Source organism: Photobacterium sp. DA100 (assembly GCF_029223585.1).
Lineage (GTDB): Bacteria > Pseudomonadota > Gammaproteobacteria > Enterobacterales > Vibrionaceae > Photobacterium.
This window is the reverse complement of the sequence record NZ_CP119423.1, coordinates 1622150-1641742: the sequence shown is the minus strand read 5'-3', so window position 1 is coordinate 1641742 and position 19593 is coordinate 1622150. Positions and strand designations below refer to the sequence as shown.

18 protein-coding genes are annotated in these 19593 nt (G+C 49.9%); 6 read left to right on the top strand and 12 right to left on the bottom strand.

The annotated features are described in order from the left end of the window. Window positions 1-30: 30 nt before the first annotated feature. From PTW35_RS07805 to PTW35_RS07790, 4 genes are all read left to right on the top strand, one after another. Entirely contained in the window at window positions 31-3198 is a 3168-nt protein-coding gene (locus tag PTW35_RS07805; protein WP_281027198.1) for a chondroitinase family polysaccharide lyase, read from the top strand. A 241-nt stretch (window positions 3199-3439) separates the two neighbouring features. Next, the gene (locus PTW35_RS07800) at window positions 3440-3913 is read left to right on the top strand and encodes a GNAT family N-acetyltransferase (RefSeq protein WP_107291797.1); all 474 of its coding nucleotides are present in this window, start codon (window positions 3440-3442) and stop codon (window positions 3911-3913) included. A 373-nt stretch (window positions 3914-4286) separates the two neighbouring features. Further along, window positions 4287-4499 (top strand): cold-shock protein, encoded by a 213-nt coding sequence (locus PTW35_RS07795; protein ID WP_281027197.1) that lies wholly within the window; start codon window positions 4287-4289, stop codon window positions 4497-4499. A 534-nt stretch (window positions 4500-5033) separates the two neighbouring features. Then, the gene (locus PTW35_RS07790) at window positions 5034-5234 is read left to right on the top strand and encodes a hypothetical protein (protein WP_281027461.1); all 201 of its coding nucleotides are present in this window, start codon (window positions 5034-5036) and stop codon (window positions 5232-5234) included. 591 nt (window positions 5235-5825) lie between these two features. On the opposite strand, the gene PTW35_RS07785 is transcribed toward PTW35_RS07790, so the two are convergent. The 12 genes from PTW35_RS07785 to agaR all read right to left on the bottom strand — a co-directional run bounded on the left by PTW35_RS07785 (window position 5826) and on the right by agaR (window position 16795). Continuing rightward, complete coding sequence (locus PTW35_RS07785; RefSeq protein ID WP_281027196.1) at window positions 5826-6551, bottom strand: CBM9 family sugar-binding protein; 726 nt, start codon at window positions 6549-6551, stop codon at window positions 5826-5828. A 100-nt stretch (window positions 6552-6651) separates the two neighbouring features. Next, window positions 6652-7731 carry a glycoside hydrolase family 88 protein gene (locus tag PTW35_RS07780; RefSeq protein ID WP_281027195.1) on the bottom strand — a complete coding sequence of 360 codons (1080 nt, stop codon included), beginning with the start codon at window positions 7729-7731 and terminating at the stop codon, window positions 6652-6654. A gap of 11 nt (window positions 7732-7742) precedes the next feature. Continuing rightward, on the bottom strand, window positions 7743-8507 hold the full coding sequence (gene kduD / locus PTW35_RS07775) for a 2-dehydro-3-deoxy-D-gluconate 5-dehydrogenase KduD (RefSeq protein WP_039462219.1): 765 nt from the start codon (window positions 8505-8507) through the stop codon (window positions 7743-7745). Window positions 8508-8585: 78 nt separating this feature from the next. Continuing rightward, complete coding sequence (gene kduI / locus PTW35_RS07770) at window positions 8586-9416, bottom strand: 5-dehydro-4-deoxy-D-glucuronate isomerase (protein WP_281027194.1); 831 nt, start codon at window positions 9414-9416, stop codon at window positions 8586-8588. Between the two features lie 41 nt (window positions 9417-9457). Continuing rightward, window positions 9458-10606: an N-acetylglucosamine-6-phosphate deacetylase gene (nagA, locus tag PTW35_RS07765; RefSeq protein ID WP_281027193.1), complete on the bottom strand. Its 1149-nt coding sequence runs from the start codon at window positions 10604-10606 to the stop codon at window positions 9458-9460. 2 nt (window positions 10607-10608) lie between these two features. Next, window positions 10609-11052 (bottom strand): PTS galactosamine/N-acetylgalactosamine transporter subunit IIA, encoded by a 444-nt coding sequence (gene agaF, locus PTW35_RS07760; protein WP_281027192.1) that lies wholly within the window; start codon window positions 11050-11052, stop codon window positions 10609-10611. A 220-nt stretch (window positions 11053-11272) separates the two neighbouring features. Continuing rightward, the gene (locus PTW35_RS07755; RefSeq protein ID WP_039462228.1) at window positions 11273-12163 is read right to left on the bottom strand and encodes a PTS system mannose/fructose/sorbose family transporter subunit IID; all 891 of its coding nucleotides are present in this window, start codon (window positions 12161-12163) and stop codon (window positions 11273-11275) included. After that, window positions 12153-12920, bottom strand: a complete 768-nt coding sequence (agaW, locus tag PTW35_RS07750) for a PTS N-acetylgalactosamine transporter subunit IIC (RefSeq protein ID WP_039462232.1) — start codon at window positions 12918-12920, stop codon at window positions 12153-12155. The genes PTW35_RS07755 and agaW overlap by 11 nt, the downstream gene beginning before the upstream one ends. A gap of 48 nt (window positions 12921-12968) precedes the next feature. Further along, window positions 12969-13469, bottom strand: a complete 501-nt coding sequence (gene agaV / locus PTW35_RS07745) for a PTS N-acetylgalactosamine transporter subunit IIB (protein ID WP_039462235.1) — start codon at window positions 13467-13469, stop codon at window positions 12969-12971. Window positions 13470-13500: 31 nt separating this feature from the next. Then, window positions 13501-14658, bottom strand: coding sequence for an SIS domain-containing protein (locus PTW35_RS07740; protein ID WP_044623163.1), 1158 nt, complete (start codon window positions 14656-14658; stop codon window positions 13501-13503). Between the two features lie 16 nt (window positions 14659-14674). Then, window positions 14675-15952, bottom strand: coding sequence for a tagatose-bisphosphate aldolase subunit KbaZ (gene kbaZ / locus PTW35_RS07735; protein WP_281027191.1), 1278 nt, complete (start codon window positions 15950-15952; stop codon window positions 14675-14677). Window positions 15953-16018: 66 nt separating this feature from the next. Then, window positions 16019-16795, bottom strand: a complete 777-nt coding sequence (agaR, locus tag PTW35_RS07730) for a transcriptional repressor AgaR (protein ID WP_039462246.1) — start codon at window positions 16793-16795, stop codon at window positions 16019-16021. A 446-nt stretch (window positions 16796-17241) separates the two neighbouring features. Between agaR and PTW35_RS07725 the strand changes: the two genes are divergently transcribed. Both PTW35_RS07725 and PTW35_RS07720 read left to right on the top strand, forming a co-directional pair. Next, window positions 17242-18795: a sulfatase-like hydrolase/transferase gene (locus PTW35_RS07725; RefSeq protein ID WP_281027190.1), complete on the top strand. Its 1554-nt coding sequence runs from the start codon at window positions 17242-17244 to the stop codon at window positions 18793-18795. A gap of 59 nt (window positions 18796-18854) precedes the next feature. Further along, window positions 18855-19586, top strand: coding sequence for a DUF6250 domain-containing protein (locus PTW35_RS07720; RefSeq protein WP_052829751.1), 732 nt, complete (start codon window positions 18855-18857; stop codon window positions 19584-19586). The last annotated feature ends 7 nt before the right edge of the window (window positions 19587-19593 follow it).

The following is a 19593-nucleotide window of genomic DNA, read 5'->3' as shown; positions in this document are numbered from 1 at the left end:
CATCCCTTTCTTCGTTCAGGAACAATAATAATGAAACCACATCTCCTCTCCTACTCGCTACCCGTAGCTTTTCAAACACTCTCTTTGTGCGTCGCCGCCGCGCTATGGACGCCGGATACTCAGGCCAATGCAGATCTCACCGCTCAAATCGAAAGCTTTGAGGCAAATGCTTTACCCGCTGATTTGAGTGGACAAGGCATAAGCCTCACCACCGCGCGTGCCATCATGGGTGATCAGGCGCTTGTTTGGTCTTGGGACAAAGCCGATGCCTCGATCACGCTTAAACGCCACTTTTCCCGCCTCAGCGACAAAGAGGCCAACGAGGCCAAAGGCGTCTACAGTGGTTATACCCAAGTCCTGTCCTTCTGGCTCTACAACGAAACTCCGCAAGATAATGATCTGCGGATCCGGCTGGGCAACGCTTCGAGCTTTACCGACGAGTTTACCGTTAACCTGAACTTTAGCGGTTGGCGAGCGGTGGGGGTTTCCCTCAACAATGATTTCAACCTCGGCCAAAACAGCTCGCACGCCGCAACGATGGATCTGCAGCAGCTCCGCATTCAGGCGCCGAGGGGCGTCGCTAGCGGCACGCTGATCATTGACCGTATCATGGTCTCGGTCGATGACAATCGCTATCAGTGGTCTGACGAACAGGTCACCACCCGCTACGACGTACCTGAAATTGACTTTGGCCTGAGCTCCCCTTTGCCGGCAGTCAGCCAAGCCGAACTGGATGATGCCGAACAGATCAAAGCCAGCTTGATCGACGCATTTTCCGGCAACCCCGGTACGATTGACAGCCTGGAATCTCGCTTTGCCCAGTTTGAAATTGAAAAAAACTCGCAGGGGGTGATCTCCGGTCGCCATATCATTACCGACAAACAACAAGTTATCTATCAACCCGACCACCTTTCGCCAACCGACAAACCAGACTTTGATCAGTATGCACTGCTTGGCGAAAGCGACAGCAGTGGTGACAAGCTCGCTGGCTACGCAGAGCTGATGTTAGATCTCGGCAAGGCCTATCACCACGCTGCCTTCATCAACGATCGGGAGCGAATCGCCGACATGTACCTGCTTATGACAGAGCATTTGCTCGATCAGGGCTATACACACGGCAGTAGCCTTGTCACTACCCACCACTGGGGTTACAGCGGAAGGTGGTGGTATATTTCTGCGCTGATGATGGAACAACCACTGACCCAAAAAAGCCTACTGTCACCCGTATATCAGGCCCTGCTGTGGTTCTCCCGCGAGTTCAAGGAAAGCTTCGATATGGCGTTGAAACCTGATAGTTCTAACCTGGACTATTTCAACACCCTATCCCGCCAGCATCTGGCACTGTTGCTGCTCAACCCTGACGACCAAGAGCGGATTGCCCTGCTGCATAAATTCAGCCAATTCTTTTCCGGTGCGCTGGCCCAAACCCCGCCGGGTACCCACGACGGGCTGCGTGAGGATGGCACTGCATGGCGCCACCATGGCCATTACCCCGGCTACGCATTCCCGGCCTTTGAAAATGCCGCCCATGTCAGCTTCATGCTGAAAGATTCAGCCTTCGAAATTGCCGAACCGGCACTCGACAAGCTGAAAAAAGCCATGATTGCTGGCTGGCACTACAGCAACCCGTATGTTCCCCTTGCCCTGTCCGGCCGCCATCCGTTTACCGATCTCAGCGTCAGCCGCTACAACAACGGCATCAAATGGCTGGCCCAGAGCTACCCGGTACTGGATCGCACCCTGGCTTCGATTCACCTCCAGGTAGGCAATTACAGCCAAGCACAGAGCAAGGCAATTTTTGGCGAGGAGGTTGAGCCGGCCGCGCTGCCTCAGGGCAGCTGGAGCTTCAACGGCGGTGCATTTGCCGTCCACCGCAGCGGGGACAAAATGGCAGTTATCAAAGGCTATAACCAAGATGTCTGGTCGGCGGAAATCTATACCAATGACAACCGCTACGGCCGCTATCAGAGCCACGGCAGCGTACACGTGATCCCCGCGGGTGATCCGGTCGATAACGGCTACCAGCAAAACGGCTGGGACTGGAACCGCAACCCCGGCGCAACAACTATCCATCTCGACTATGACCAGCTGGAAAGCCCGAAGTCTTCGACCCTCATGCTGCGATCGGATGAAGGCCTGAGCGGGGCCACCTCGCTGGACAATCGCTTTACCCTATTTAGTTTCAAGCACAAGGCCCCACAAAACCTAGCCCAGTTCGAGCCGACTTTTGTTGCCGAAAAACATGTGCTTGCCGCTGGCAGCCAGCTGTACCTGAGCGGCAACGGGATCAGCAACCAAGACGGCCAGCATGCCACCGAAACGACCCTGTTCCAATTGGCAATGACACCGCAATCCTCGGGAATTTGGATCAACGGCCAGCACCATGACGCCACGAGCTTCACCACCGAGCTAAGCAGCGGCGACTGGCTCATCGATGACAACGGGGTTGGCTATTACCTGATCGAAGCCGACAAGGTGAAGGTGCGCCGCGGCGCCCAGCAGTCACGCCACAACAAGACCAAGGCTGACACTAGCGGGCAATTCTCGTCGGCATGGATAGATCATGGCGTAGCCCCCGCTAATGCCGGCTACCAATATGTCATGGTCATGGATACCACCCCAGCCGAGATGGCCAGCCTCGCCAGTGCGTTTGCGACCTCCCCTCGCTTTAGCACTCTCGAGCGCAGCCTCGACGGCCACGTGGTCAGCGATCGCGCCAACAACCTCTTCGGTTACACCAGCTTTGCAGCCAGCGATTTCAGCCAGGGGCCGGTGAAACACCTTGGAACCGCCAGTCAGCTTCTGGTGCAGCAGGACAAGAAAGAGATGTCACTCAGCGTCTCCTCATTGACGCTCAACATCGGTGAAGATGACGCCCCCACCCAGCCGGTCTCGATTCGCATTGAGCTGGCCGGGAAATGGGATGTCGATACCCAGGGGATCAGCTACTACTACCAAGGCAACAATACCGTTGTGACGGTTTCGAGTCTGTTCGGCCAAGCTGCCACCGTTGCCCTGAGCCAGGACGGCGGCAACGACGGTAACGGCAACGGCGGCGATACCGGAGGCGGAGAGGATAACGGAGGCGACGGCAATGGCAACAGCGGCCAGCCAGCCTCTGGCGGCAGCGGCGGCTCCAGTTCGGCCTTAGGCCTGATCATGTTGGCTATATTGGCCGCAAGAAGAACCAGGTTGTAATACGAACTAAGGGGCAATCATGACGTTGCCCCTTTTACTTTTTGCTCTAGCACGCCTGATAAATAAATCCGCAGCGATACAAGGTCTGAGTTTTATAAATTGTTTTTGCCCCTTTATGGTTTAGAGCTCACAACTTTGCTTACAGAAAGCATTGAGTTTGACTTAGTTTTCCTTATGTAGATATTCTGACCATCTGTAATGCTGATTGAATAAGCTAAGAGTTGAATTCAAGGGAACGATTATGCAGGTAAGTTGCAGGTTACTTGGTAAAAACGATAGTAGTGCGTATAGAGTACTGAGGCTGGAGAGTCTTCAGTTACACCCAGAGCTCTACGGGGCAAGCTTTAAAGAGCAGTCTGAGTTAAATAAACTTTACTTTCAAACGTTGCTGGAAGAGGAAAGTGAGCAAGGAGCGATGATCGGTGCTTTCATCGGTGAAAAGCTCGTGGGTTTATGCGGGCTATTGTCTCTGGAGGGGGGTAGGTCGCTAGAAGTTGTACAGATGTATGTGTCGCAAGCATTCAGGGGTAAATCACTTGGAAGTATCATGCTTCAAAGAGCAAAATCTGTACTTGATTCAAGAGTTGAAAACGAGCTCACCTTAACAGTGTATAAACTTAACACCGCAGCGATTGAGTTATACCAAAAATCAAAGTTTGAGCTCGTTGACCAGTCTGAGAAAGAGTACCGTATGAGCTACCAATGCTCAAAATAGTCGATATCTAGGGCGGTGAGTTGAGGCATACATGTCAGTCGGGCTACCAAATTTATGCCCCATTTTAATTTGGCAGCCCAATGCCACTGGCACGCCATGAAGTACTTTACCCCAAATTGAACCAGTAATTGAGCTTTGGTTAACTATATGATTAATATGGAAAATAAAAACAAACAAAAAAAAGTATATCTATTTGGCTCATACAGTGTATAGTGAAGTCCAGCTCAAACATTGAGCTATAGATAACTTATTTAGTTCAAGATCTTCTCAGTTCTCTTTCGATTTGATACGTCATATCTAACCTGCGATACCTTTTTCTTCATTCCTTATTTAGTAGCTCTAGTTTTAACTCAATCAATCTATCGAGATATGCATGTCAAATAAAATAACTGGCTCAGTAAAGTGGTTTAACGAAACAAAAGGCTTTGGATTTATCACACCAGATAATGGCAGTGCTGATGTATTTGTTCATTTCCGAGCAATTACTAGTAATGGCTTCAAAACACTAGCGGAAGGCCAAAAAGTCTCCTTTAACGTGGAGCAAGGTGGCAAAGGCTCACAAGCAGCCGATGTTACTGTACTTTAAGCATTTTGTTGAGATCTTACTCACTTCCTAGTTACGGTGTGATCTCTTCCTTAGAGCCCTTATCAAGGAGTCAAATGATTCGAAGAACAAATCGGAAAACATATTGGTATTATGTTTTGCGTGAGAAAAAATACCTAAAAGAGCAAAAATTAATTGTATCAGATTAAATATTATCTTTGTCACAACAAAGCCTCTTGGTCAACTATGATTAATCAGCTAAATAGCGATGTTTTAAAACGCCATATCCTCCCTAGAGTAAATACTACCTGCCTTGACTTGCGTTTTACGTTTTGTGAGTCTGAAAATACTGGAGAAATCAGAAATGCAGAAGATATGGTCTTGGGACATTTTTATATCTTATAAGTAAAGGAGGTTCGACTTTGAAAAAAACATCTGGTCGTAAATTGAAATCAAAAAATATCGAAAGTCATGGCAACGGAGATAGAAAAGAAAACATCCATAGGATAAGAAAGGAGATCGAGAATATTCTACTAGAACGAGAACATAAAAAGCTATGGGAACTATGAAATGAAAATTAGAAAACCAGCAAAAAAATCGAGTAAGAATATTCGAAAAAGCAATTTCGAAGAGAGATTTTCTCTTATGGTAGCTGACTATCACAAAGCTAAAGAAACTCTTGATTCTATGACAGAAGGCACTCCAGAGTTTGCCAAACAGAAGAAAAAGTGTGATAGCCTGTTCGCTAGTGCTGAACGTTTCATAAACGCAAATTAATGCACTCCAATAGTTTTGAACTTACTGTAGTAGTACAGTAAGTTTTGCCAATACTTTGTGCTTTACTTGACTATTTTGCCTTAGTTGAGTTTATATGAAATATCTCCACTTCTCGGAAATCGTAACAAGGTTATGTCCAAAAATGTGTCATATAGTAAAGCTTATTCGTGTGAAGCTTATTCGTGTCACTGGAAACTTGCGGTTTCAGCCAACACTAATCATATTAAAATCATTAACACATAAATCTATTCGCCTGAATATTGCAATGACAAAAAAGCCTTCACACGGAAGGCTTTTCTTTCCTTTGACCCTGGCTCAGGCGGTATGTCTGGTTGGTGCCGCTGTTGCCGTCATACCGGTGCTCATTGAGATGCCACGGAAGTGGTCTTGTACGGCTTTTTGCTTATTTTATGCCGATAACCCTTGAGTGCTTGTTCCAATGCCTTGCGGTGCATTTTCTCTCTTAACTGTTCAACGTCCATTTTCTCTTCACGTCGCTAAAGATCTGAACAAAAAAAGCCCCTGCACTGTGTCTCACCCTCGTTAGTCACAATACAGAGGCTCCCGAATTAACCTTCTAGCCGAAGCCAATTACTTAACTAACTTACAATTACCGAACGTACCTGGATTATGGAAGTTAGGTTTTGGTGTGTTCGGGTCAACCCAGGTCATCCAGCCCATATCCAGACTGCCGTCAGATTGAGGAGTAAACTCGGCTCGCATCAGGGCACACAGTAGCTCTGACTTATCGTCATCCTGCCACAGCCCCAATTTATCCAATGTCGCAAGCGGCAGCTTGCCTTCTACGATATAGCCATCATCTTTGATGCTGGCTTTCGTTTCCAACCCCGGCCATTGCCAGCTGCTATCGAGTGACGCGCGTTTCTTGGCTTTGGTGTCATACGATGCCTTGGCGCTGAACACGCGCGCTTTCGGGTCGATTTCCATGGTGTAGTAGCTTGATAGCGACGGGTCTTTGGCAAGGAAGATTTCTGCGCGATCAGAGTCCAAAATAGCCCGTTCAGGATCGGTGCCAATGGCCAGGTGCTTATCCGCTACTCGATAGCGGAAGTAAAAAGCCTGCTCGTCCCAAAGCGCCTTGAACTCGGTTGCCGGTGCCATTTCGCTCCGCCAAGGGAACGTAAACTGGGTCAATGTTTTCGCCCCGGCCCATGCGCTATCCTCACCCTTGCCGTCAATCACTGGTGCCTGCTCGGTATACTGAACGTGATAGGTAGGCTGCACCTCTTCTGCTGCCGCTTGACCGGCAACGACGCTGCCCACTAACAGGGCTGATAATCCCAACAGCTTTTTCATTGTTATATCCTTCTTTTGGTAATTATAAAAAAGCTGACCTTATTGCGTTGAATAACATCAGCTTTTCTTGTTCACGTTTTGGTTAATTATTCCTTGGCCGTTATTCCACCAAGTAGGCCATCTGCGTTGCCGCCAACAGGAACGCCCCTGCGCCATAATCGATGTTGTGGTCGAACTTCACATCGCGCGGGTTGAATGCCGGCAGCTGAACCCAGCCCATCATGCCGTTGTCATGGATGCAGCTTTCCAGTGCCGCCCAGGCTTTTTCGACGACCGGCAGGTAGGTTTCACGATCGAGGTGACCGTTATTGATCCCCCAGGCAAGCCCGTAGCAGAACAAGGAGGTCGCGCTGCTCTCCGGTGCTGGGAAACTGTCTGGGTCAAGCAGACTGGTGCGCCAGAAGCCATCGGCCTGCTGGTATTTGATCACTTCGGCAGCTAAATTCTTGAACAGGTCAAGGTACGGTTGCTGCTGGTCAAACTCGGCCGGGAAGCGCGCCATCAAGCGCGGTACCGATGCCAGCATCCAGCCTATCCCTCGTGACCAAAACACCTTCTCGCCATTGGCTTCGCGTAGCTCGGCGCCACCGTCACCGAATTCATCACGGTACTTCTGGCCGACTTCTGTTGGCATGTAACGGTAGTCACGGTAAAACAACTTAGTGTCCGGATCGTAAAGGTGATCAACCGCATCCCAGAACGCCATATGCATGTAGTCGACATACTTGCGCTCGCCCGTTACTTTCGACAACGCGGCGAAGGCAGGCGGTGCCATGAACAGAGAATCAACCCACCACCAGTCGCGATGGCCGGGCTTTGGCTCATCGAGCATGATGTCGAACGCCTTGATGGTCGGCTCCAGCGCTTCAGGAATATTGATTACCGGATAGACATCCAGATACGCTTGGGCACAGACATGGTCATCGGCAAAACGCGGAAAGGCACCGGTACGAAAACCTGTGTGCAAGGTATAGCCCATCACCCCGTCAAGGTATTCGCTATCGTCGGTTGCCTTCCAGGCTTCTGCCACACATGACCAAAATACCCCACGTTCCCAGTCGGTATCTTTAATGAAGCGCGTCGCGCCGCTGCGGCGGATCACCGAACGAGTCTGGTTTGCAGCCTGGTAGCGGTAAACCCGCTTCAGCTGCTGTAATACCTTTTCCTTTGTCACAGTCATATCACCACCTATCATCGAGCCAACCAGCCGCCATCGACCGCGAGCGTGTACCCTGTTACGTAATCTGAAGCCGGTGATGCCAGGAAGATAGCCGGACCGGCCATATCCGATGGCAGCCCCCAGCGACCAACAGGAATACGCTCCAAAATGGCCTTGTTGCGCTCTTGATCTTCACGCAGTGCCTGAGTGTTATTGGTTGCCATGTAACCCGGAGCGATGGCATTGACAGTAATGTTGTAAGGGGACAGTTCGGTCGCTAGGGCGCGGGTGATGCCCATGACTGCCGACTTGGAGGCCGTGTAGGAGATAACACGGATACCGCCCTGGAACGACAGCATGGAAGCAATATTGATGATCTTGCCGCCATTACCTTGGGCAATGAAGTGCTTAGCAACCGCTTGAGACAGGAATACAACCGCTTTTTGGTTGATGGCGATAACGTCATCCCAGTTGTCTTCTGAAAAATCCAGCAGATCTTCACGGCGAATAATACCGGCATTGTTCACCAGAATATCAACACGGCCCATTTCCGTTACCGCTTGGTCAACCAGAGCGTTCAGCGCTTCTTTGTTGGAATCAGAAATAAGGTTGGCAGTGATGTAATGAAACTTACGGCCCAGTGCTTCAACTTTTTCGCGTGTTTCTTCTGCAGGGACATAACCAATACCAAGGATATCAGCACCAGCCTGTGCCAGGCCAACCGCCATGCCTTGACCAAGGCCCGTATCACAACCGGTCACGATGGCCACTTTGCCGGATAGATCAAACATATTCATTTGGAGTTCCTATTTATTTGGTTGCAACATGGCAAGCCGCGAGGTTGGCTATGCCATGGCGCAAGATATTCAGGGGAATTACTTCAGGTCGCTCATTGCGACATGATCCATGTCGTGGAACGTCTGGTTTTCGCCAACCATGCTCCAGATGAAGGTGTACGCCGCGGTCCCGACCCCGGAGTGGATTGACCAACTCGGGCTGATCACCGCCTGCTCGTTGCGAACAACAATATGGCGCGTTTCCTGCGGCTCTCCCATGTAATGGAATACCAGGTTGTCGGCTTGCATATTGAAATAGAGGTAGACTTCCATCCGACGCTCGTGGGTATGGCAAGGCATGGTATTCCACAGGCTGCCCGGTGCCAGCTCGGTCAGCCCCATAGAAAGCTGGCACGTCGGCAGTACCGATGGGTGCAAATACTTATTGATGGTACGGACGTTGCAGTTCTCTTGGCTACCCAGAGTTTCCGGGGCCGCTTGCTCACGGGTGATCTTGCGGGTCGGATAGCTATGATGGGCCGGTGCGCTGTTTATGTAGAAGCGCGCAGGCTTTTGCGCCGAAATACTGCTGAATTTAACCTCTTTGGCCCCTTTCCCGACATAAAGCGCTTCGCGGCTGCCGATTTCGAACGTTTCACCATCGACCCAGACCACGCCCGGCTCACCGATATTGATCACGCCGAGCTCCCGGCGCTCGAGAAAGTAATCGACGCCGAGCTCTTTGCCCCCGACCAGTTCCAGGTCTGTCTCTGCCGGTACCGCACCACCGACAATAATGCGGTCAATGTGGCTATAGGTCAGGTTGAGCTGGCCGAGCTGAAACATCTCTTCGATCAAAAACTGCTCTCGCAGACCGGCGGTATCCAACTGCTTGGCATGCTCACTGTGAATTGGTTGACGAATTTCCATTTTTTCCTCTGTCATCTTGTTAGCAAAGGGGCAGCGTTGACTTACGCCTTAAATGCCCACTGCCCTTTGATCATTGTTCCTTGCACCTGAAGATCAGCATCCATCATGGTCAAACTGGCCTCCATCCCCTTGGCAACGCCGCCCAGGCGCTCTGCCAGCCCGAGGTAGACGGCCGGGACATAAGACGCCATTTGCACCGCTTCCCATACCGGCACGCCGGTCAGGTTCACCATATTTCGCACCGCCTGATCCAAACTGCAGGTGCTGCCTGCCAGCGAACCACACGGGCTGCGGGCCTCTCCGTTTGTCACTGAGATCATCTGCGCCCCAAGCTGGTACTCACCATCACTGAGGCCACCGGCCCGCATGCAATCGGTGATCAGCGCAATCCCGCGATAACCCTTAATGCGGTACGCCAAATTCATCATCACCGGATTGACATGCACCCCATCGGCAATCAGCTCGGCCAGCATGTCGTGATACAGCACGGCCCCGCAGCAACCGGGTTCGCGGTGGTGAAGCCCCCGCATGCCATTAAACAGGTGCACCCCGCAGTCAGCACCGCGCTGGTGCGCCTCGGTCACTTGGGCATAGGTTGCATCAGTATGGGCAACGGATGGCTTTATATGCTGGGCCGACAGCCAACTGATCGTGTCCATCGCCCCTTCGGATTCCGGTGCCAGCGCCGCCCTCAACAATGAGGCGCCTGCTGTTTCTTTCAGTTGCTCCAGCTCCGCAACGGTCGGCGCTTTCAGGAAGGCCGGTGGATGAGAGCCGCGATGAGGCTCGGTGAAATACGGCCCTTCGAGAAAGCTCCCCAGAAGCTCGGCACCTTGTTGCTGCGGTTGGTCGGTAAACTGCCTAACCGCAGCCAAGGCATCGATAATGTCCTGCCATGGCGCCGTTACCGTGGTGCCGACCCAAGCCACCACACCGGTTTGCGGCAGCGCATCGGAAATCGACTGCAGCGCGGTATCCGTGGCATCCATCACATCAAAACCGTTTCGGCCGTGGATATGGATATCGACAAAACCCGGCATAATCGACTGCCCGGCCAAGCGAACCACCTCGCAGTCTGCCGGTATGGATGATGTAACATCAGCAATCAGGCCATCTTCGACAATTACGGCACTACCGGTTTCGATACCCGCTGGAGTAAAAACCTGATCGGCAAGCAAGGCATAACGCATAATTACAGTCCGTCTTCACATTCCAGTTCAGGCTGTGGCGCCATCATAACTTCTAGCTCTTTGCGCATGTTCTGCAGGCATGAGCCACCAATTTCCAGCAGGGTATCAACCAACTCGTCCAGTTTTGCACCGTCACGCTCGAACGCGGCATTGGCAATCATGGGGAGGTTCACCCCGGCAATCAGCTCGATATTATCGGTATCCATCATGATCGCCATCGCACGGTTGCACGGTGAGCCGCCCGGAATATCAGTCAGGAACAAGACCCCTTCCCCGCCGTCGACCTGCTTGGCCGCGTCACGCAGCGCTACTTCCAGATCATCGGTTGACATCGATTCGACAAAATCCACAAATGCCATTTGCTCTTGGTCGCCGGCAATGGCCATGACCGCCGAAGCCATGCCTGTCGCGAAGTTGATGTGGCCAGAAACTACAATTCCAATCATTTTAAAATCCTTGAAACTTAAATCCTTGGGGATATAACCCGAAGCTAATACATTGAAGCGAAATACTTGAAGTTAGCACCTTGAAGGCCAGAGCTTTAAACAACAGTGACTCGATAGATGTCCCTAAAGAGCAAGACCTTTAAGCTGATAACTCGAACTCGAATGATGACCGGTTAACATAAGGGGGAGATACCTCCCCCCTAGCGTTGACGCATACCCGTTAAAGGATGCCGAAGAAGTGGCCTACCACACCGGCAGCAAGGGTGGAGAAGATAAGTACCGGCGGCTTAGCCCAGAACCCGGTGCCCTTCACCATCTTGAACATGAAGAACACCAAGCACAGCGGCAGCAGGTTCGGCATGATCTTGTCAAACAGTGCACCTTGCAGCTCGACGACCTTGCCCCCAAGCTCCAGCGAGGCGGTGGTCTGCACCCTGATAAAGGTTGCCGACAGCGCACCAATCACGAAGATACCCATGATGTTGGCCGCTTTCGCCAGCTTCTCGGTAGCATCGCTCATGTTCACCATGGCGGCCGTACCGGCCTTGTAGCCCATGAACATCAGGCCGAAATACACAGCGAAGTGAACAATCTGGTACAAGAAGAAGAACACGAACGGACCAGCAATCGAGCCTTCCATCGCAATCGACGCACCCAGCGCTAGGGTCAGCGGCATCAGGGTCATGTGGTCAATCGCATCACCGATCCCGCCTGTCGGGCCCATACCGGCCACTTTCATCACGTTAACGGTTGATGGTTTTTCCTTGTTCTCTTCCATCGCAATGGCAGTGCCAAGCAGGAAAGTGAACAGTTTCGGGCTCGCGTTGAAGAACTGAAGATGGTTCTTCAAAGACTTGGCAAAGTCACGCTTGTTGTTGCCGTGGATCTTTTTCAGCGCCGGGATAATCGAGTAGGCAAAACCACCCGCCTGCATACGCTCGAAGTTAAAGTTACCTTCCATGAACAGGCCGCGTAGCGAACACATCCACAGGTCACGTTTGGTAATTACTTTGCGCGGCGTTGTGTCTTCGTATGAATCAATATCATCAACCAGACTTTCAACCTTGCTGTTTTTATCGGCTAGCTTGCCTGCGGTGATATCAGATGCCATCTTCAAATTCCTCGACTTGATTGTTGTTAGTTCCATTGTTACCGCTGAAGAAGTAGTACAGCGCTGCGGCTGATGCGCCCAGGACCGCCACGGCCATGATTGGCAGCTTGAGGTATGTCGTCATCACGAAGCCGATAAAGAACACACCCGCAACTTCCTTCGACCACATGATTTTAAGCAACATGGCAAAACCGATTGCTGGAACCATCTTGGCGCCGATGCCCAGACCTTCTAGCAGAACTTTTGGTGCGTTTTCATCAATCCAGGTTGCAGCATGCTCACCGAAGTACACGGTGATAAAGGCGACCAGTGAGTACATCAGGGCACGCAGCGAAATTGTGGTGATCAGCAAGCGGTCAATGCCATCAGAGTCTCCCTGCTCGGCGAAGCGATCCGCTTTGCCCATCGTGAAGGCTGTCAGAGCGAAGAAACCGATAACCAGCATCTGCATCAAGACGGCGATTGGCATACCCACACCCATCGCGACTTCCGCTGACTGGCCAGTCATCACCGCGAAAGCGACAGCAGCAATGGTACCCAAGGTAACATCAGGCGGCTGAGCCCCTGCATTTGGCACTAGGCCTAACCAAGCCAACTCCAGGGTGGCACCGGCAATCAGACCGATTTGCATATCACCCATGATCAACCCGACAACCGGGCCGGTAATGAGCGGACGGTGGATGTTCAACGCGACATCGTATTTATCGATACCACAGAAGAACGCCCAAATTGCGACCAGCGTAGCTTCAAAAAACATGATTTATTCCTTTTTTAAATCTCTGTTTAGCGTGAATGTTGCCTGCGTTTAGGCAGTTTGTTTTGCCAATTCAAGTACATTGACTGGCGTTTGATCTGGTGTGTTCTGCACCGTACACGTCACCCCTTTGGCTACCATACGCTCAAAGGCATCGATATCTTTCTCATCGACCGATACGGTTTTGGCGATCTGGCGCTTGCCTTCGTGGAAGTGCATGTTGCCTACGTTGCAGTGTGTAAGAGGAACGCCACCTTCAACCAAACGGGCAACATCGGTAGGGTTGTTACACAGAATGAAAATCTTCTGCTTTGGCGATGCTTTGTGGATCACATCGATGGTTTTCTGGATAGAGAAGAAACGTACAGCGTATTCCCCTCCGGCAGAGGCCTTCATACCCGCCTGCATAAAGGCGGCATTCGGCCCTTCTGCTGCATCGTCATTGGCCACTAAAATTAAATTCGCCTCGGTATGTTTACCCCAAGTAATTCGAATTTGACCATGTAGAAGACGTTCATCGATACGCGTCCAAACAATGTTAGGTGACGTCATAGTAGTAAACCCTTTTTTATTTATTGTGCTATTAATTGAATTCGTGAATTGTTACACCCTGAACAACACGATTGACCTCGCCGGTCGGACAAGGATTGTCCGGCGTATTTCCTAATTTCAATGAGTGATGGAAAGCGTAAACTTGAGCAATGATTAAATATGGGAATATTAATTCTACATCGCTGGCATTATCCATACCGTTAATATTAATAAAGTCGCCATCAGTAACCGTATCGTCTTGCTGTGCCGTAATTGCTAATACTTGAGAAGCAATTTTGTCCCGGCGCAGTTCGGCTAATAAGTCCAAATCATACTTACGCGTATATGGGTTATTAGAAATAAAGACAACAACTAATGTTTCATTATCAACTATCGATTTTGGTCCATGTCTAAAGCCAAGTGGGGAATCGAACATTGCCACAACATTCCCTGCCGTTAGCTCCAGAAGCTTCAGTGCTGACTCCTGGGCTAAACCCTGCAGGCATCCACTGCCCAAATAAATAACTCGTTTTGCATTCTTATTAGCAATTATACTGATAGAAGAATTAATTTCTTTGATCAAAGCCTCAGATTGCTTACAAATACTTTCAATTTCTTTCGAGTAATCGTTGTCACAAGTTAATACCGAAAATGCTGCAAGCATCATAGAAGAGAAACTTGACGTCATCGCGAAAGACTTATCGTTTGTTTCAGCCGGCATCAAAATCGCCAGCGAGCCCGCGTCGTTCCTGCATCTTTCGTACAGTTGCCCTTCACCGTTACAGGTCAGCACCAGGTGATAACACTCGGTTAGCAGCTGGTTGGCCAAATCAACCGCCGCAACACTTTCAGGACTGTTGCCAGAACGCGCAAATGAAACAACAAGTGTCGGAATATCTTCGGCAAAATACTGATAAGGGTTCGATACAATATCGGTAGAAGCGATGGCTTCAACACGACGATCAAGCACCTTTGACAGCGCCGGTGCCAATGCTCGTCCGGCAAAAGCAGACGTACCTGCCCCGGTCAATACAATGCGCAAATTCGGCTTGCTATAGAGTGGTGCCAGAAATGCCTTGCTCACGGCTTGACACTCGGTCACGATTGACAATGTTTTTCTCCAGCACTCAGGTTGTTGCTGAATTTCTTTTGCAGTCCAAAAAGCCTTTAAGCTTTCGAGATCTTTATGGTCAAGATCTAAATATTTCATGGTATGCCCTATTATATTAAAACTCACAAGCTGCAGAATAAATACGAAGTACTTGCTGTACTTTGTTAATTACGAAATCTTTAGGTGTATTTTCTATTTCACCATTTCTCAAAGCATGGAACTGCTCAGGTAAATATTGGCTAATTAGCGGCAATGGCATTGGTTGCTGTGACAGATTGCTAAATAGTTTTGCTTGAGCCTGTTGAATTTTTTCATCGGGCCAGTAGTAACGAATACGGTCACTAAAGCTGTAGCAACGAGCAAAGCGTTGTTGATTGGCATCGCCATGATAATATTTCTGCCAGAACCCGGGCTCGATACACATGGTTTGTTCGATATGTTCTTTTAAATTCGAGCAATGGGCCTTCGGAACCATCTCTTCTTCGATTGCGCATAGGTTAAATAGCGCTTCACGCATGGCAAAAGTCAGCGCTGGGCCTACTTTCAGAATTGAAAAATGATCCCGAACCAAATCTTGGTAAGCCTGCGCAGGCTGATAATCTGTCGAGTGCGCCTCGAACACCATGTGCTGGTATTCATCAATCACCCGGCTGAGCGCCTGTGCTTTCTCCGGGCAATAATCAATAACGCCGGTATGATCAAACTCAACCCCCGGTTGGACGACCAAGCCAATCACGCGCTGCCAGCAATCGGCAACACCAGCTTGCTCAAAAGCCGTCAGGTGGCATTGGATGGTTTTCTGTGCCGCCTCCGGGTGAGTCACCTCGACCCCTTCGAGTAACTCCGCGGCCCCGCCCGGTACCGGTACTTCGGTGCCGATAACATAAACAACATCACTGGAGCCGAAGCTGTTTATCGCGGTCTCTTCAGCCACGTTAGCAAGACGGGCAGCCCGCTCGGCCACTACTTCATCGGCCAGTGGCACGGGATCGCCAGTACAGGACATGCTGCAATCAAGGTGTATTTTCTTAAAACCGGCAGCCACATAGGCCGCAATCAGTGCATCGGCATTATCCATTGCCTGATCAGCAGGCAAATCCTGCCAGCGATTTGGACCAAGATGGTCACCACCCAGTATCAAGCGCTCTGAAGGAAAGGCCAGTTGTTCGGCAAGATCAAGGACAAAGTTTCGAAAATCAACCGGTGTCATACCGGTATAGCCACCGAATTGATCCACCTGGTTTGACGTTGCTTCAATCAGCAACGGCGAATTGTCTTGCTTGGCTTGACGTATCGCAGCTTCAATCACAAATGGATGCGCCGAACAAACAGAATATATCCCGTTTCTGCCGCCAGCCTTGTGACGTTTTACGATATCAAGAAGGGTGTTCATGTACTAACTCCACAATCAGCATCTGGTCTGCTGCTATGGAGTTAGCACATCGCTTATAGAAAGGATTTAATCTGTCTTTTCAACAATGATCACATTCACTTTCATGTCTCGCAAACCCTGGAGGTACTCTTCCGGAATACCGGAATCTGTTACCAGGGTGTCAATCTGACCGAACTCTCGGATCATATGACAGCTGCGTTTACCAAACTTGCTGGAATCCGCAATAGCAATAACATGTTCGGAAATTTCACACATCAAGCGGTTCAGACTTGCTTCCTGCTCGTTGTGAGTTGTAATCCCCGATCTTAGATCAAAGCCATCCACACCCAAGAACACTTTATCAAAGCGGTAGTTTTTCAACCCGTTCTCAGCCTGTGAACCCGAAAAAGACAATGCCTTCTTACGAAGCACACCACCGGTCATCAATACCTCAATACCCGGTTTTGACGACAACTCCATAGCCACATCCAGACCATTGGTCATTACCACTACATCCTCGACATTGCTCAGGCTTGAGGCAATTTCGCGTGTAGTAGTACCCGAATCCAGAATGACTGTGTCACCATCTTCGATCAGCTCGGCCGCTGCTTGTCCCAATACCGCTTTCAATCCGGCATTTTGACGACGCTTTTCATGTACGGTCAGCTCAGCAATGACACCGGTATTCGGAATTGCGGCACCGTGCGAACGCACAACATAACCATTCTTTTCCAAAAAACTCAGATCACTGCGGATAGTGACACTGGAGACACTAAATCTAGAAGCTAGGTCCTCGACACGGGCTTTACCTTCTTGGTTTACCACGTTGACGATTTCCATTCGCCTTTCGACAGCACTTTTCATTATTTAGTCTCCTGTTGAAACCAAGCTTTCGTTTGGTTTCGATATAAGCTTACAATCAAAAACAAAAGGCACAATGGGAAGAATACAAACTTGCGATCTCTTTCACATACTTTCGTTAACTTACCTATTTATTTACGCAAACTTTCGAGTAAAAGAAAAAGCAGCACTACGAAAGCTGACTATCACTAGATTTGCATAAATAACTGCCAGTAAAAGTAAATTTATCGTAAATCAACTCGCAAAGCAAAACATAAGGCGTTTCACTTTGAAAGCATTTGACAAGTCAATGTCTTCTTTTGTGATCAGCAACCACGTCAATACGCTTTCGTTAGTTTACGATAGCGCTATAAAAACACCAAAACGTAAGAAAAGGAAATTAAATTACTTTCTTTTTCCGTCTTCATCACACTTTATATGCAAATGGTATCTTAAATTAAAGGAGACTAATGATGTCGATATCACGCCGTGACCTTTTAAAAGGCATTGCTGTCACAGGGGCTGTGGCTGCAACGCCAGCTTGCAGTTCACTTACGGGCAATCAACCGGTGGTTACCGCCAAAAACGAAAGTAAAAAGCCAAACCTGTTGATCATCTTCCCTGATGAGTTTCGTACCCAGTCGCTTGGCTTTATGAATCAGGACCGCTCATTAACTCCATATCTAGACAAATTTGCTAAGCAAAGTGTGGTACTGGATCAGGCCGTATCCAACTTCCCGCTTTGTACTCCGTTCCGTGGCATGTTGATGACAGGTCAGTATCCTTACCGCAACGGAATCCAAGGCAACAGCCATACCGCCATGCCTGGAAACTTCGGCGGCAAAGACTTCGGTATTGAGTTGAAGAAAAATACCCTGACCTGGTCAGACATCATGAAAAAGCAAGGCTATAGCATGGGCTATATCGGCAAGTGGCATCTCGATGCACCGGAAGCACCGTTTGTGCCGAGCTACAACAACCCGATGGAAGGCCGCTACTGGAATGACTGGACGGCCCCTGACCGTCGCCACGGTTTCGATTTCTGGTATTCATACGGTACCTACGATCTTCACATGAATCCTATTTACTGGACCAACGACACCCCGAGGGACAAACCGCTGCAAATCAACCAGTGGAGTCCGGAGCATGAAGCTGACATCGCCATAAAGTACCTTCGAAACGAAAACGGCAAGTATCGCGACAGTGACAAGCCCTTTACTCTGGTCGTCTCCATGAACCCGCCGCACTCCCCTTATGATCAAGTTCCTCAAAAATACTTGGATCGCTTCAGCGGCGAAACGTCCGAATCACTCAATACCCGGCCGAATGTGGTATGGGATAAAGACTACCAAGACGGTTACGGGCCGAAGTACTTCAAAGAGTACATGGCTATGATCAATGGTGTGGATGAACAATTTGGCCGCATTATTAATGAACTTGACCGCCTCAACCTAGCCGAAGATACCTTGGTGATCTTCTTCTCTGACCATGGCTGCTGCCTGGGTGCCAATGGCAACCCGACCAAGAATGTCCACTACGAAGAATCAATGCGGATCCCGATGATGTTCCGCTGGCCGGGCAAATTGTCCCCGCGCCAGGACAACCTGCTATTTTCGGCACCGGACATCTTCCCGACGATGTTTGGCCTGATGGGTATGGATCAGCAAATTCCAGACAGTGTTGAAGGCACAAACTTTGCCAAAACCGTACGCGGTGAAAATGGCGATACCCGTCCGACATCGCAACTCTACACTTTCGTACCCTACGGCGCCCAGTCCTACGGACGCCGCGGGATCCGTACCGACCGCTACACCCTGATGGTCGATCGCAAAATAGGCAAACCTCTGACATACGTCTTACACGATAACGTCAACGACCCTTACCAGATGGCCAATATTGCCGAGGGCAACGATGCCTTGATCAACCAACTGCTCGAAGAAGAGCTGCTGCCGTGGCTTGAGCATACCGGTGACCCGTGGCGCCCGGCCGAAGTCCCAGCCAGCGTACTCAAAGCTTTTACCTAACAGACCACTCCCGGCCATGCGCCGGGAGTTACCGATCACCAACATGAGAAGAGAAACCCATGCAAAAATTTAAAGTCGCTCTACTGGCCATCACGATGGGATGCAGCCTACCGACATACGCAATAGACAACCCAGAGGCACTTATCCAACAAAAAGGCACTTTGATCTATAGTGACACTTTCAACCAAAACCTATCCCAATGGGTCGTAGAGAAATCGGCCGTATCAGAGGTTAGCATCAAGCAAGCAGCGCTAGATATTGATGACGCTGCCGGCACTACCGTGTGGTTCAGGCACAGCATAAGCACGCCGTCAGTGATCGAGTTCGATGGCACGGTGGTTGTCGCTGGTGGCCCCAATGACCGAGGTACCGATCTTAATTTCTTTTGGATGGCCCAAGAGCCAGGCAGCCAGGACTTTTTTGCCAAATCCGACTGGCGCGCCGGTGACATGCGAAAATACGATCCGATGCAACTCTATTACATCGGCTACGGTGCCAATGACAATAGCACGACACGTTTTCGTCGTTACCCTGGCGATGGCACCCGCCCGCTACTGCCTGAGTTCGATGTCACCGACAAGCAGTTCATGAATATCCCTAATCAACCGACCAATATTAAAATCGTCAGCCTTGATGACCAGATCCTGGTCTTTAGCAACAACCAAAAGCTATACGAAATCAATGATGAAGAGCAGTTTAAATCAGGCAAGTTCGGCTTTCGGACCTGGAAAAGTCATCTGAAAATCGACAACTTCAAAGTGTATTCACTGAATATGGAACATGAAGGCTAGTTTAAAG